The organism is Phenylobacterium sp. (genome assembly GCF_044372605.1).
Lineage (GTDB): Bacteria > Pseudomonadota > Alphaproteobacteria > Caulobacterales > Caulobacteraceae > Phenylobacterium.
Map to the genome: position 1 here is coordinate 1 of NZ_JBILRO010000060.1, position 14,644 is coordinate 14,644.

The 14,644-nt window shown below is 65.8% G+C and carries 14 protein-coding genes; 10 read left to right on the forward strand and 4 right to left on the reverse strand.

Annotated elements, in window-relative coordinates; translation table 11 throughout:
* Positions 1–1,606, reverse strand: a 1,606-nt coding sequence (locus tag ACIQ42_RS07220) for an alpha/beta hydrolase (protein ID WP_397421534.1), incomplete at its 3' end; no start/stop codon positions are given.
* Between the two features lie 229 nt (positions 1,607–1,835).
* Positions 1,836–3,224 carry a cytochrome P450 gene (locus ACIQ42_RS07225; protein WP_397421535.1) on the reverse strand — a complete coding sequence of 463 codons (1,389 nt, stop codon included), beginning with the start codon at positions 3,222–3,224 and terminating at the stop codon, positions 1,836–1,838.
* A 186-nt stretch (positions 3,225–3,410) separates the two neighbouring features.
* Between ACIQ42_RS07225 and ptsP the strand changes: the two genes are divergently transcribed.
* The 4 genes from ptsP (at position 3,411) to ACIQ42_RS07245 (ending at position 8,371) form a co-directional block, all read left to right on the forward strand.
* Positions 3,411–5,636 (forward strand): phosphoenolpyruvate--protein phosphotransferase, encoded by a 2,226-nt coding sequence (gene ptsP / locus ACIQ42_RS07230; protein WP_397421547.1) that lies wholly within the window; start codon positions 3,411–3,413, stop codon positions 5,634–5,636.
* 60 nt (positions 5,637–5,696) lie between these two features.
* Entirely contained in the window at positions 5,697–6,803 is a 1,107-nt protein-coding gene (locus ACIQ42_RS07235) for a helix-turn-helix domain-containing protein (protein WP_397421536.1), read from the forward strand.
* Between the two features lie 46 nt (positions 6,804–6,849).
* A complete protein-coding gene (gene ispG / locus ACIQ42_RS07240) occupies positions 6,850–7,983 on the forward strand; it encodes a flavodoxin-dependent (E)-4-hydroxy-3-methylbut-2-enyl-diphosphate synthase (RefSeq protein WP_397421537.1) in 1,134 nt (377 codons plus the stop codon).
* 94 nt (positions 7,984–8,077) lie between these two features.
* Positions 8,078–8,371 carry a hypothetical protein gene (locus ACIQ42_RS07245; protein WP_397421538.1) on the forward strand — a complete coding sequence of 98 codons (294 nt, stop codon included), beginning with the start codon at positions 8,078–8,080 and terminating at the stop codon, positions 8,369–8,371.
* Positions 8,372–8,540: 169 nt separating this feature from the next.
* Here ACIQ42_RS07245 and ACIQ42_RS07250 read toward each other — a convergent pair whose 3' ends face one another.
* Positions 8,541–9,128 carry a pyridoxamine 5'-phosphate oxidase family protein gene (locus ACIQ42_RS07250; protein ID WP_397421539.1) on the reverse strand — a complete coding sequence of 196 codons (588 nt, stop codon included), beginning with the start codon at positions 9,126–9,128 and terminating at the stop codon, positions 8,541–8,543.
* 94 nt (positions 9,129–9,222) lie between these two features.
* On the opposite strand from ACIQ42_RS07250, the gene prfA reads away from it, so the two are divergent.
* The 6 genes from prfA (at position 9,223) to ACIQ42_RS07280 (ending at position 14,199) form a co-directional block, all read left to right on the forward strand.
* Complete coding sequence (prfA, locus tag ACIQ42_RS07255; RefSeq protein ID WP_397421540.1) at positions 9,223–10,299, forward strand: peptide chain release factor 1; 1,077 nt, start codon at positions 9,223–9,225, stop codon at positions 10,297–10,299.
* 81 nt (positions 10,300–10,380) lie between these two features.
* Positions 10,381–10,713 (forward strand): hypothetical protein, encoded by a 333-nt coding sequence (locus ACIQ42_RS07260; RefSeq protein ID WP_397421541.1) that lies wholly within the window; start codon positions 10,381–10,383, stop codon positions 10,711–10,713.
* Between the two features lie 52 nt (positions 10,714–10,765).
* The gene (locus tag ACIQ42_RS07265; protein WP_397421542.1) at positions 10,766–11,539 is read left to right on the forward strand and encodes an MOSC domain-containing protein; all 774 of its coding nucleotides are present in this window, start codon (positions 10,766–10,768) and stop codon (positions 11,537–11,539) included.
* On the forward strand, positions 11,536–12,405 hold the full coding sequence (gene prmC / locus ACIQ42_RS07270; RefSeq protein ID WP_397421543.1) for a peptide chain release factor N(5)-glutamine methyltransferase: 870 nt from the start codon (positions 11,536–11,538) through the stop codon (positions 12,403–12,405). The genes ACIQ42_RS07265 and prmC overlap by 4 nt, the downstream gene beginning before the upstream one ends.
* A 266-nt stretch (positions 12,406–12,671) precedes the next feature.
* Entirely contained in the window at positions 12,672–13,646 is a 975-nt protein-coding gene (locus ACIQ42_RS07275; protein ID WP_397421544.1) for a DUF4167 domain-containing protein, read from the forward strand.
* A gap of 61 nt (positions 13,647–13,707) precedes the next feature.
* Positions 13,708–14,199, forward strand: a complete 492-nt coding sequence (locus ACIQ42_RS07280; protein ID WP_397421545.1) for a transcriptional repressor — start codon at positions 13,708–13,710, stop codon at positions 14,197–14,199.
* Between the two features lie 22 nt (positions 14,200–14,221).
* On the opposite strand, the gene ACIQ42_RS07285 is transcribed toward ACIQ42_RS07280, so the two are convergent.
* Positions 14,222–14,644 (reverse strand): RcnB family protein (locus tag ACIQ42_RS07285; protein ID WP_397421546.1); only part of this gene is annotated, 423 nt, incomplete at its 5' end.

Below are 14,644 nucleotides of genomic sequence, written 5' to 3' on the forward strand. Positions count from 1 at the left end.
AGGAGTTCGTTCGCCGGTACGTGAAGGCCGCGATCAGACCCACGATCGCCAGCAGCGGAATGAACTGGATCGCCACGATTACGTTCAGTGGCTCCTTCGGCGTCGCCAGCAGGCCGGTGGAGAACAAGGTCGCGTACTGCCAGACCACCAGCGCCACAAACCCGCCTGCCATGGCGACCTTGGCCCAGCCCAGGGCGGCGACAATCCCCTCGCCCTTCACAGCCAGGTCGGTGGCCAGTGCGCGCAAGGACACCAGGAAGAACAGCGTCCACAGCACCAGGTAGGCCGGCAACTGGAAAGCCCGCGTCGCGTCAAGCGGCTTCAATCCCAGCACCCAGATCCGGTAGTCCACCTTGAACACCGCATCGACGATCACCAGCGACAGATAGGCTACCGCTACGGTGGCCAGCGCCGCCCCCGCCGACAGCGCCCAACGGTTGGAAAAGGCGGGCTTGCCACGCTTCAGCAACAAACCGATCAGCCAACCGATCAACGCGGTTCCCAGGGCCCAGACCAGCAGCTGGTTCTGGATCCATTGGGGGAACGGCGGCATCGGGAAGAACACCTGCCCCACCTTCATCAGCGGGAAATAGGTCAGCGCCGGCAGGGCTGCGGTAATCAACAGGTTCAACCACCAGCGTCCGTTGCGGCGTTCGGCGAGAGGTTGCGCCGCCTCGTTCAGCTTCGCGAAGGCCCCAAAGCCCAACAACAGGTCGAAGGTCGCCAGGATCAGCCACACCATGCCGACGAAAGCGATCAGGGTGCCGATCTCCTTCCAGATCCAGACCTGGTTGTTGGACGCCATGGCCCGGGGCGCCGGGAGGGTTTTCTGGAACCACTCCACCGCCCCGCTGATCCCGGCCTCGGAAAAATGCTCGCCGGGATGGGTTATAGGCGGGTTGAGTAGCACCCGCGCCGTCCCGTCGGCCACCGAACCATAGATACGGCCCACCTCGATCGGTCCCGCGACGCCGAACACCTTGGCCAGCTTGGGCGAGGTGGCCACCAGCGAGCCCTTGGGCACGCCCCACATCAGGCCCGCGAACTCATCGTACTGGCCGAACACCACCGCCAGGTTTCTCGGACTGGCCGGCGCCTTGGCGCCCAGCAGGCCCGGGGTCGACCCCTCCAGCACAATGGAACGGTAGCCATCGGGAACCTCGACCGCGGCCGCCATCACCGGCCCGCTGCCCATGGAGTGGCCCTCCATGCCGATGTTGGCCTTGTCGACAATGGGCAGACCCCGCAGCCAGCGCAGCGCCGCCGGACCGCCGAAATCGGCCGTGCCGACAATGCCGCCCGAATAGCCGTGGCCGGTCATGTCCATGGCCAGCACCACAAATCCACGCCGCGCCAGCTCAATGGCGAACGGGCTCTGCATCTCGCGGGTGTTGATATAGCCGTGGGAGACCAGAATCGCCGGCGCCGGCGTCTGCGCCGTCGCGTTAGCCGGCGTATAGAGCAGGCCCGAGACCACCACGCCTTGCCCGGCGGGTATCCGCACCTCGGTGACTGTGGTTCCACCTGCCGTCTGGACGGAGTGCGCCAGCCAGGCGCCGGCAAATATCACCGCCCAGGCCAATCCAAACGCCAGCCACTTCCGCATCACCCCGCCCCCCGACTTGTCTTGTTGTTGAGTGGACGATGCGCCGGTCAGGGACGAAGCTCAAGTTGATCCTCACCTCCCCCACGCAGTGGCGGGAGGGGGACCGCCCGCCGAAGAGCGGGGGGTGGAGGGGGCAAGCCAACGCGCCAAACCTTTGTCACATGCCCTTATATCTACCGGCCTGCCCCCTCCACCACGCCCTCTGCGGGGCGCGGTCCCCCTCCCGCCGCTACGCGGGGGAGGTAAGCAACCGCAACGTCATCGGCATTCCGCCCTGGGGCCGCATCGACACGCGCATCAGCGGCCGAACCCTGTGACCGGGATCGGGTTCAAGCACCGCGCCGCGCATCAGGGTGGCCAGGATGGCGACGGTTTCGGTCTGGGCGAAGGCCTGGCCGATACAGACGCGGGGGCCGGCGCCGAAGGGCAGATAGGAGAAGCGGTGGCGCCCGGCGCTGCGTTCCGGGCTGAAACGGTCAGGGTCGAAGACGTCCGGCTGGTCCCACAAAAGGCGGTGACGATGGATGGCGTAGATCGGAATGAACACGAACGTGCCCTTCGTCACCTTCAGGCCTCCCGCCTCGACATCTTCGGCGCACATCCGGCTCATCAGCGGCAGGGACGGATAAAGCCGCATGGCCTCCTGCACCACCTGGCGGGTGAAGATTAGGCGCTCGACGTGCGCGTCGGTGATCGTGGCGTCGCCGGCCACCCGGGCGATCTCTTCGCGCACCCTCGCGGCAGTCGGCGGGTGGGCGCCCAGAAGGTAGAGCGACCAGGTCAGCGCCAGCGCCGTGGTCTCGTGGCCCGCGCCGATGAAGGTCAGCAGATTATCCCGCAGCAGCACGTCGTCCATCTGGCGCCCCGTCTCCGGATCCTTCGCCTGCATCAGCATCTCGACCAGGTCATCGCGCGACGGCGACTTGCGACGGGCAGCCACCATGCGGTCGACCATGGCTTTCAGCGAAACCATGGCCCGATAGCCGCGCGGGGCCAGGGCGACACGCGTCCAGGTCGGCCATTGCAACAGGTCGGCGGGCGTGATCTTGCCCAGGGTTTCAAGATAGTCAGTGATCATGCGTGCGGCGACGGGGACGTCGATACCGTCGCCACCCGACAGCATGGTGTCGAGGATTACCTGAAAGGTGATGCCGGTCATCTCGGTGGCTATGTCGAGACGGACGCCGTCACCCCGGTCGCGCCAGCGTTGCAGGGCGGCTTCCGCAGCGGAGACCATCAGCGGCGTCATGGCCGCCACCGTGTCGGGCCGGAAGCCGGGCGCGGCCGCACGCCGCTGCCAGCGCCAATGGTCGCCTTGCGCCGTCAGCAGACCCTCACCCAGAGCCGGCTTGGTCACCCGATCGAACATCCAGTCCTTCGGAAAGGCCTCGGCCTTGTCCAGCAGGATATCCCTCAACATGGAGGGGTCAGCCGCATAGAGGAACATCTGCCGGTCATCGCCGCGCAGGAAATACGGCTCCTCATAGACCGCCCGGGGCCAGGTCTCGATCGGGTTGTCCATCAGCTTCCACAGGGCGTGGAAGAAGGGCAGCGGCTCTTCCGGCGGGATCACGCCGGGCGGGATAAAGGGCGGAACAGTTTCGGCTTCGTCGTTCACAACTGCGATTTAGGCCGGACTGTTGGGCTCCGCCATGCCTGATCGACGTACAGGCTCGCCGCGAAGAGGCAAATCCTCGCAATCCATCTCTCTTCTGAAAGATTGATCTGCTAAGGAAGGCCGGAAAGACGGGAGGACGTTTCGCCAAGTACGGCCACACAGGTCGCCCTCAGGGGGCAGCGGAGCCTGCTGAAGCAGATCCGGGAGGCGCTGGCCGGCGGCGGGCCCGCGCAGCAACGCCTGGACATGGTCGTGCGCATCATCGCGCTGTCGATGGTGGCGGAAGTCTGCTCGATCTACCTGCGCCGCGCCAATGGCGAGATGGAATTCTTCGCCACCGAGGGCCTTGACGACAAGGCCGTGCACGTCACGCGCATGAAGCCAGGCGAAGGCCTGGTCGGCGAGATCATGAAGCAGGGGAGGCCGCTCAACCTGGCCGATGCGCCCGCGCACCCGGCCTTCTCCTATCGCCCTGAGACCGGCGAAGATCCCTACCACGCGTTCCTGGGAGTGCCGTTGCTGCGCGGCGGACGCGCGATCGGCGTGCTGGTGGTCCAGAACCGCACGGAGCGCATTTATACCGAGGATGAGGTCGAGGACCTGCAGATCGTCGCCATGGTGCTGGCCGAGATGGTGGCGTCTGGCGAGCTGATCAGCGTCGAGGATCTCGACGGCGTGGAGCTGTCGCCCAAGCGGCCCGAGCGACTGATCGGATCAAAGTTCGCCGAGGGCCTGGCCTACGGCGTGGTCGTGCTGCACGAACCCCCGGTGGCTTCGTCACAATTGCTGTCGGACGATGTCGCCGCCGAAGAGCAGCGCCTGGCAGACGCGCTGGCCGCGCTGAAAGCCCAAATCGATCAGATGCTGGAGGGTCAGCACGGTCTCGTCGACGCCTCCTATGATGTTCTCGAATCCTATCGGATGTTCGCCCATTCAACAGGTTGGAACCGGAACCTCGAAGATGCGGTGAAGAATGGCCTGACCGCCGAGGCCGCAGTCGAACGGGTGAGATCCGAGCACCGGGCCCGTCTGGGCCAGGCGCGTGACCCCTACCTGCGTGAACGGTTGCACGATCTTGAAGACCTGAATGATCGGCTGCTGCGGCATCTGGCGGGCGCCGGCAGCGTGGCGCGGGAACTCCCGGCCAATGCCGTCCTGATCGCCCGGAACCTGGGGCCCGCCGACCTGCTGGAGTACGATCGCACCAAACTGCGCGGGTTGTTGCTGGAAGAAGGGTCGTCCGCCAGCCACGCCGCCATTGTGGCCCGGGCGCTGGACATCCCTTGCGTTGGCCGCCTGCAAGGCCTGCGCGATCGCGTCAATGAGGGCGATCCCGTGATCGTCGACGCCGAGACAGGCGAAGCCTACCTTCGCCCCCGGCCCGACGTGGTGAAAGCCATCCAGGCGCGCATCGATGTGCGCCGCCAGCGGCAGGCCGAATTCGCCAAATTGAAGGACACACCGGCGTTCACCCGTGACGGGGTGAAGGTCACGCTGCTGATGAACGCGGGCCTCGACGTAGATCTCGAAAGCCTGGCCGACACCGGCGCGGAGGGTATTGGCCTGTTCCGCACCGAGTTTCAATTCATGGTCTCCGAGGAGATGCCGCGGTTCAATGCCCAGACGGCCCTTTATGCCCGGGTTATGGATGCGGCGGCCGGTTTGCCGGTAACCTTCCGCACCCTGGACCTCGGCGGCGACAAGGTGCTGCCGTACATGGAGGCCGAACGCGAGGATAACCCGGCCCTGGGCTGGCGAGCCATTCGCATGGGCCTCGACCGTCCGGCCCTGTTGCGCCTGCAACTGCGGGCGCTGATCGCTGCGTCCCTCGGGCGCCCCTTGCGGATCATGTTCCCGCTGGTGGCCAATGTGGATGAGTTCCGCGCCGCGCGCGCCCTGGTCGAAACCGAAGTGGCCTGGGCCCAGCGACGCGGGCGCCCTGCCCCGTCACGGCTCGACGTGGGCGCCATGATCGAGGCGCCGTCGCTGATCTGGCATCTGGACGCCTTGTTGCCGATGACAGACTTCGTCAGCGTCGGGACGAATGACCTTATGCAGTACCTGTTCGCTGCAGACCGGGGAAACCCCCGGGTGGCCGACCGGTACGATCCTTTGTCGCCCCCCGCGCTGAGGGCGCTTGAAGCGATCCAGCGGGCCTGCGCGGAAACCGGCACCCCGGTCAGCGTTTGCGGCGAAATGGCCGGACGCCCATTGGAGGCTTTCGCGCTTGTGGCCCTTGGCTTTGAACGGCTGTCGATGCCTCCGGCCGGTATCGGGCCGGTCAAGCAGATGGTTCTGGGCTGTGACCGCGAGGCGGCCCGCCGTGGAGTATCGGCCCTCCTGAAATCCGGCGCCGGTTCCGTGCGCAATGAAATTGAAACCCTGGCGCGCCGACTCTACGTCGCGGTCTGACTCACGCCATACTCAGGGCGTTGGGTCGATCCCCGTCCATCTGGAGCTCTCAAGACCCGCGTGCCCGGCAAACGCACCTTCACACTGTCGCCCGGACGATCAGACCGGGAGCGGGCGCGGAGCCTGTTCAACCGTCCTGCGCCGGAGCCCGCCGACACGCCCGCAACCCATGAGGCGCCGGGCGCCGCGGTGCCGTCCGCGCCGATAGACCCCTTGTTGCAGCATGCCACGCTCGGGCAAGCGCTGAAGGCGGCGCGGGAGGAGCGCGGCCTGACCCTGCAACAGATTGCCGACGATACGCGGGTGCGACGGGTCTATCTGGAAGCGATCGAGGAGATGCGGCTCGACGCCCTGCCATCTCGCCCCTTCGCCATCGGTTACATCCGCGCGTTCGCAACGAGTCTTGGTCTTGACCCGGAACTGGCTGTTGAACGTTTCAAGACTGATGACCCGGTCCTTGACCAGCCGCTCCAGGCGCCGGTGGGCGTGCTGGATGAACGTGACCCGCGGGTGGCGGCCTTTCTGACCGGGGGTCTGGTGATCGTCGCCGCGATTGTGCTCTGGAACGTTGCCCAGCGCGCCATGATCGCCAGCGCGCCGCCCTCGTCCCTGACCCCTGAAACGGTTACCGCCAAGGCGCTTGGCTTGGTGAAGACCGGCGTTATCCAGTTGGGGGCGCCGCTGCCGGCGCCGGTGGAGTCGACCACACCGCCGGCCTATGAAACCCCCGGTCTGGCGGCCGCCATGGGCCTGAGGTCCGAGACCGCGGCGGCCGGCCCCGCGCCCGCGGCGAGCGAAACATCAGGGGTGGACCTGACGACACTGCCGCCGGTCTTCGCCCCACAGGGCAAGGTCTATGACTCCGGCGCGCCCGGACAGGCCTCGATCATCACGGTCCAGGCGCTCAAGCCCGCGTCTTTGATCCTGCGCGGGGCCGATGGATCGGTTTACTTCGCCCGCCAGCTTGCAAAGGGCGAGGCGTTCCGCGTCCCGCAGGTCGATGGCCTGACCCTGGATGTCTCGAAGGCCGACGACATCCAGGTCTTCGTCTATGGCCGGTCCACCGGCGTCCTTCCGGCCCAGCAGGTTCTGGCTTCCAAGCTGGCGACACCGCCGCCTGTTGTTGCGACGCCCCGGCCCGCTGTGGTGAAACCGCCGATCCCCTGACGCGCCGCTTGGGAAATCGGGTGAAATCCCCTATTTCCACCAGATCATGACCGCCGAAGCTCATACATCCGTCCGCCCCTGGCGCGCGATCCATCGCAGGCCCAGCCGCAAGATCCGCGTGGGCAATGTAGAGGTGGGCGGCGATGCGCCAATCACCGTGCAGTCGATGACCAACACCCTGACGGCAGATGCCCAGGCCACGATCGATCAGGTGCGCGAGCTGGCAGACGCTGGCTGCGACATCGTGCGCGTGTCCTGCCCGGACGAGGATTCCACGGCGGCCTTCAAGGCCATCGTCAAGGCGGCCACTGTGCCCCTCGTGGCGGACATCCATTTTCACTACAAACGCGGCATCGAAGCGGCCCAGGCCGGCGCCGCCTGCCTGCGGATCAACCCGGGGAACATTGGATCATCGGCGCGCGTGAAGGATGTGATCCAGGCCGCGCGTGATCACGGGTGCTCCATGCGGATCGGGGTCAATGCGGGGTCGCTGGAGCGCGATCTGCTGGAGCAGTATGGCGAACCCTGCCCCGAGGCCATGGTGGAGAGCGCCCTGCGCCACGCCCGCATCCTGCAGGATCACGATTTCCACGAGTTCAAGATCAGCGTGAAGGCCTCCGATCCCTTCATGACCGTGGCGGCCTATCAGCAGCTGGCGGAAGCCATCGACTGCCCACTGCACCTTGGCGTGACCGAGGCGGGTGCGTTGCGGACAGGCACAGTCAAATCCTCCATCGGCATAGGCTCGCTGCTCTGGGCCGGCATCGGTGACACCATCCGCGTCAGCCTCGCTGCCGATCCGGTCGAGGAGGTGAAGGTCGGTTTCGACATCCTGAAGTCACTCGGTCTGCGTCACCGGGGCGTGAACATCATCGCCTGCCCCTCTTGCGCCCGGCAGGGCTTCAACGTGATCAAGACAGTCGAGACTCTGGAGACGCGACTGGCCCACATCTCAACCTCGCTCAGCCTGTCGATCATCGGCTGCGTCGTGAACGGGCCCGGCGAGGCCCTCATGACGGACATCGGCTTCACCGGTGGTGGCAAGGGCGCGGGGATGGTCTATCTGGCCGGGAAGGCCGCCCACAAGATGGACAACGATCAGATGGTCGACCACATCGTGGAACTGGTCGAGGCCAGAGCGGCAGAGATCCGGGCCGCCGAGCTGAACGCCATGTCCTGAGGCAAGTCAAAATCACAAAAGTGACGCCCGCGTCACTCTTGCAAACCGGCCGCTTCCGGTCTTAGGTGGCGGTCCATTCCCCCGGAGTTAGAAAATGTCTGCAGACGGCAACTGGAAGATCACAATCAACACGCCGATGGGCGCGCGCACGATGGATGTCACCATCGCCACCAGCGGCGCCACCTTCACCGGCAAGGTCGATAGCGACATGGGTTCGCAGGAAGTCACGGGCGCCGTCGACGGCGACACCCTGACCTGGAACACCGAAATCACCAGCCCGATGCCGATGAAGCTCGACTTCTCGGCCAAGGTCGAGGGTGACAAGATGAGCGGCAACGTGAAGCTCGGCATGTTCGGCAACGCCGCCCTGACCGGCGTCCGCGCCTAGAGCCTGTCCGGTTCAGATGGAATCATCTGAACCGGATAAACAGGCTCGTTATCAAATGTTTAGAGCACGACGGGCGCTTGAACCGGTATCCACTTCAAGCTGTCGTGCTCTAGGAAACAGTCGCGCTTCAGCGCGGTGAGGCCCCCTCCGGCGACGGAGGGAGCCTTTTCTATGGCCGACGGCGTGGTGGGGTCACGTCCGCGAAATCCGGATAGGTTTTCCAACGCGGCTCGTCAGCCGTAACGCCCGCCTTTGGCGTATCCGAAGACGCGCGGCCCGTGGACATATCGGGTATGTATCTCGGGCAGTTGGGGAATATGTCGGTTGGCGTCACCTTGACCAGCAATTGGGCGCCCGGGATCTCCGCCATCAGGGGATCGTCCGAGACGACGTCAGCCCGGCCGTTTACCCTCAGCCGGGCCGGGCGCTCGGTCATGGAGATGAACAGCAGTCCCACATGCGGGTTGGCCAGGATGTTGCCCAGGCTCTTGAACATGCCATTGCCGTCATAGTCGGGAAACACCAGCAGGTCTGGCGCCACGACGCGTGCAAACCCGGGCGCACCGCCCTTGAAGGAACAGTCCGGTCGTCCGTCGGCATCTGCTGTCGCCAGGAAGAAGAAGGGCTGCGCGGCGATGAATGTCGCGTCAGCCTCGCTGAACACTGTGTGCCCCAGCTTTTCTGCCAACCGATCCGCCAGGGCCCGACTGCCGAACGCGTCCTGGAGCGCACGGTTGCCTGGGTGATAGTTTGGCATGTCAGGTCTCCCGGTCCGGTCGGATCATGATAACCGAAATTGTCGTGGCGGCATTGCTGAGCTAGAGACACGCCCCGCCCTCAGGACAACCCCCTTGCGACTTCCCCAGGCCCGACTCGATCAGGTGCTCGAACGCTTCCGCGAGATCGAAGCGCGCATGGGCGCGGCCAAGGACGGCGCCGAGATCGTCCGTCTGTCCAAGGAGCACGCCGAGCTGAAACCGGTGGCCGACGCGGTAATGGCGTTGGAACGCGTGAAGGCCGAGGCCCCCGAACTTGAGGAGATGGCTGCCGCAGGCGATCCCGAAATGGCCCAGATGGCGCGCGACGAACTGGAGGCGCTGAAGGAAAAGCTGCCCGCCCTGGAGCGTGAGGTCGCCCTTCTGCTGGCCCCGAAAGACCGGGACGAGAACGCCTCGGCTATTCTGGAAGTCCGGGCGGGAACTGGTGGCGACGAAGCGGCGCTGTTCGCCGGCGACCTGTTCCGGATGTACCAGCGCTACGCCCAGTCCCAGGGCTGGCGAGTGGAGATCGACAGCCTCTCCGAGGGCGAGATGGGCGGCTTCAAGGAAATCGTGGCCGCGGTCACCGGCGACGGCGTTTTTGGTCGGCTGAAGTTCGAAAGCGGTGTTCACAGGGTCCAGCGCGTACCGGCCACCGAAGCCCAGGGCCGCATCCACACCTCGGCGGCCACGGTCGCCGTTCTGCCCGAGCCGGAGGAGGTGGAAATCGAGATCCGCGATCAGGACCTGCGCATCGACACATATCGCTCGTCCGGAGCCGGCGGACAGCACGTCAACAAGACCGACTCCGCCGTTCGCATCACGCACCTGCCCAGTGGGATCGTGGTGACATCGTCGGAAAAGTCTCAGCACCAGAACCGCGCCCGCGCCATGAAGGCGCTGAAGGTGAAGCTGTACGACCAACAGCGCGAAGCCCTGGATACCGCGCGCTCGGATGCCCGGAAGAGCCAGGTCGGGTCCGGCGACCGTTCGGAGCGCATCCGCACCTACAATTTCCCTCAGGGACGCGTCACCGACCACCGGATCAACCTGACGCTCTACAATCTTGCCAAGGTGATGGAAGGCGACGCTCTGGACGACGTGATCAAACCGCTGATCGCCGAGGACCAGGCCGCGCGGCTGGCCGCGCTCGAGGACGAGTTTGGCTAGAGTGCGACAGTCGCGGGCTTGCCCAAACACCCCCAGTCCCCGATTGTGACCCTTGGTCAACCCTCGAACCGAGACCTGAACATGCGCTTAGCAGTCACGCTCGCCATCGTTTCCCTGTTCGCCACGACAGCCTTGGCGGCTGATCCCCAGCAGACTGGCGACGCCCAAAAGGCGACAGAGGTTTCCGGCGTCACGGTAACCGGCGCCCCCGCGGCGCCGAAGGCCGAAGACCCGCTGGTCTGCCGCTCATCGCCCACCAGCGGCTCACGGGTTCGGGCGACCAAGATCTGCAAGAAGCGCAGTGAGTGGACCGCCGACGCAAAGGCGCGGGGACGTGGAAATCAGGACATCAGGATCGAAGGGTGCGACAGCGGCGGAAGTAACTGCGGCATCAGCGGCAGGCCGCCGGGCTGACCGCTGGCGGGCCAGCTTGTAGAGACCCCGGAATTCCGTCAGAAGCCCCGCCATGAACGGTCATGTTGCAGCGATCTTTCGCCACCCTATCAAGGGCTTCACACCCGAGGCCCTGAAGCAGATCGCCCTGGTCCCGAATGAGGGGCTCGCGATGGACCGGGTGTGGGCGGTTGAGAACGGGCCATCGGGCTACAACCCGGAGGCGCCAAGCTTCACACCCAAGCAGAAGTTCACGGTGCTCGCGGCCCTCCCCCGCGTTGCAGCCGTCCGGACGCGTCTGGATGACACCACCGGCGCACTGACCGCACAGGCTCCAGGGGCGGAAACCTTTTCGGGCCGTCTGGCCGAAGCCAGTGAACGGGAAGCTTTTGCGATCTGGCTGACCCGCGTCCTGGGCGACGAGGCGCGCGGGCCTCTGAAAGTGGTGGATGCGCGCGGAGCCTTCCGCTTCACCGACCATCCGAAGGGGCAGGTCTCCATCATCAACATGGCCAGCGTCCGCGATCTGTCAGCGAAGATGGGCGTGGAGCTGGATCCTTTGCGCTTCCGCGCCAACCTCTACGTCGAAGGCTGGCCCGCCTGGGTTGAGAACGACTGGGAGGATCGCGACCTGATGCTGGGTTGGGCCCGGGCCCGGGTGTTCAAGCCTATCGTCCGCTGTGCCGCGACCCACGTCGACCCCACCACGGCGGTCGCCGATCTGGATGTCGTGAAGGCGCTGTTCGACAACTACGGACACATGTTCTGCGGGATCTACGTCCACGTCACGGCGGCGGGAACTGTGGGTCTGGGCGATGCCGTCACCGAACCGCAGGCCCGATCGTGAGCCTGACGCTGGTCAAGGCGTGGGGCCAGGCCAAGGCACGGCTTCAGGCCGCCGGCCTGAATGGACCCGTCATCGACGCCCGGCTTCTGGTCGAGGCCGCCGCCGACGCCACCCGGGTCGATATTGTTACCGATCCCCATCGCCTGCTGACCCCGGAGCAGGAAGCAACACTGGATAGTTATCTCTCTCGCCGGGAACACCGCGAACCGGTCAGCCATATTCTGGGCCGCAAGGGCTTCTGGAAGATCATGCTCAACGTCACTTCCGACGTACTGACGCCAAGGCCCGACACCGAAACCGTCGTCGAGTTTTCGCTGCGCGAGTTTCCGGAACATGCCGCGTGGTCAATACTCGACCTGGGGATCGGATCCGGCGCGATCTTGCTTGCGCTGCTGGCAGAGCGTCCGGCCGCTCGCGGGTTGGGTATCGACATCTCCGAGGACGCCCTGGCCGTCGCCCGCGACAACGCTGCCGCCCTTGGCCTGGCAGGTCGCATCGCCCTCCTGCGCAGCGACTGGACGGCGGGTCTCGGTGAGAACCTGTTCGATCTGGTGGTGTCCAATCCGCCCTACATCGCCAATCACGTCATCGAAACCCTGGAGCCGGAGGTACGCGATCACGAGCCCCGGATCGCCCTTGAAGGCGGCCCTGACGGGCTCGATCACTACCGGGTGCTCGCACCGGAGATCCTGCGTGTTCTCAAGCCCGGCGGTCGCTTCGCGGTGGAGATCGGCTACGACCAGAAGGCCGAGGTCGAAGCGTTGTTCCGTGCCGCCGGCGCCCAAGGCGTCCAGACCATCCGGGATCTGTCGGACCGGGACCGGGTGGTGGCCGGAATGAAAAAGGCCTTGGAAACAGTCGCCTGACTCGCTACACGTCTCCTTGTCTCCACCCTAATTCGTCGGTGTTGCCGGTAGAAGCGTCCCCATGAAGGACGCCCGCCCGACCCGACAGGCGCGACGCTTCCTCAAAAAAGGCCTCTCGCTGACGAGCTCCAGGGCGGAAGACGGGGAACACAAACGTCTTCAACAATCTGATCGGGCAAGACGCTCGCCAAGCTGAAGGCAAGGCCGCCGAACTGGCGCTCAGGAAAGAGCCTAACGGTTTTCAAAATATGAGAGATTTCAAGGGTATGAAGCGCCAACGTGGGCGCAATCGGGGCGGCGGCGGCGGCGGGGGCAACATGAAGCCCACGCAGAACGCCAACCGGGCCTTTGATTCCAACGGTCCCGAGGGCGTGAAGGTGCGGGGCAACCCGCAGCACGTCTTCGAAAAATACCAGCAGCTGGCGCGAGACGCCAACGCCGCCGGCGACCGGGTCCTGGGGGAAAACTACCTTCAGCACGCCGAGCACTATTTCCGCCTCCTGCGCGCCATCCAGCCGAACCGGCCGGCAAGCGAGATTCTGGGGCGGGACCACTTCTCGTCCGGCTACGACATCGATTTCGAAGACGAGACCGGTCAGGCCCAGGCGCTGGCCGCTGATGAGGCCGCCACCGCCGCCGGCGAACCTGCTGAAGATGGCGATGTCCGCGATCAGGCTCGCCCTCGTGACCGCAGCGAATGGCAACCGCGTGAGGATCGCCCAAGGGATGATCGCCCCCGCGAGGACCGCAACCGTGACGACCGTCCGCGCAACGACGGGACCGGCAACCGTGAACGCTTCAGCCGCGACAATAACCGCGACCGGGATCGAAACCGCAACCGTGATGATCGCCCGCGTGATGACCGGCCCCGTGATGACCGCCCCCGGGATGATCGGCCGCGCGATGACAGACCCCGCGCCGAGGGCGACGAGGTGCGTCGCGAGGAGCCGCGCCGCGAACGCTATGACCGCCAGGATCGCGGCGACCGACCAGAACGTGTCGAGCGCGAGCCGGCTCCCGTTGTTACGGTACAGGCCGTGGAAGCGCCGGAGCCGCGCGGCGCCATGCTGCGGGATTCCGACGGGGGGGCCAGCCATGCGCCGGCCTTCCTGCAGGCTCGGCCAGCGCCGGCGCCCAGTATCGAGGCAGATGTCGAAAAGCCCGTGCGCGTTCGTCGGCGCAAGCCCAAGACCTTCGAGGGCGGCGAAGGTCCCGGCGCGTCAGAGACCGAAGAGGCCTGAGCCCGGATGGCGCGAGGCATCCGGGTTGCGGATGACGGCTGAACTGAGTTAGCTGAGGTTCATGACGGACGCCTGCGACCATCACGGCCAGCACGTGCATCACGGGCTCAAGGACCTAGCGCTCAGCCGTGCTCTCGACGCCGCCGGCGACCGCTGCCTGGCGGCGCAGGAGCGCTTCACGCCGCCGCGTCGGCGCGCCCTCGAATTGCTGCTGCAGGCAGACGCCCCCCTCAAGGCTTATGACTTGATCGCCGCGTTCGGCGCTGGGGGCCAGGCGGCAAAACCGCCTACGGTCTACCGCGCACTTGAGTTCCTGGAACGACTGGGATTCGTTCATCGAATCGAGAGCCTGAACGCCTATGTGCCCTGCCGCCTGGAGGGCGGGCACGCGGCCGCCTTCCTGATCTGCGACTGCTGCGGCGAGGCCGAGGAATTCGCCCCCGACTTCGCCGCCCAGCTTTCGGCCGCCGAAGCCGCTGGCTATGCGGTGCGGCGGGTAACGCTGGAAGCCAGAGGCCTTTGCGCCGCCTGCCAACAGAGTGTGACAGACTGAAACGAACGGGCTTCAGGGCTGACTACCAGAAGATGTTGCGAACCACCTGCACGACGCGACCGGTGTACTCATCCACCAGCAGGGCGTCGTAGCCTACCCGAACCCACTCATAGCCGGGCGGCGGCCAGGGCAGATCGTACCGCCAGGGGTCCGAAAGCCAGGAGCCGGACCCGTACCAGTTCCGCGGCAGGAAATCACCGAAGGACCAGTTGTAGGCGTAGTAGCCACTTGGCGGCCGCCAGGCGTAGCGATAGCGATAGGGGCTGAAGTAGACCGACGGATACCGTCCTCGCTCCCAGCGCTGGCCGCGGTCGTAGCGATCACCGCGGTGGCGGCCATTGTCGCCTCGATCCCAGCTTCGGCGGTCATCGCCGCGACCGCGATAGTCACCGTCGCGGCCACGTTGATCGTCGCCACGATCAGATCCGCGGCCGCGTCCATCATC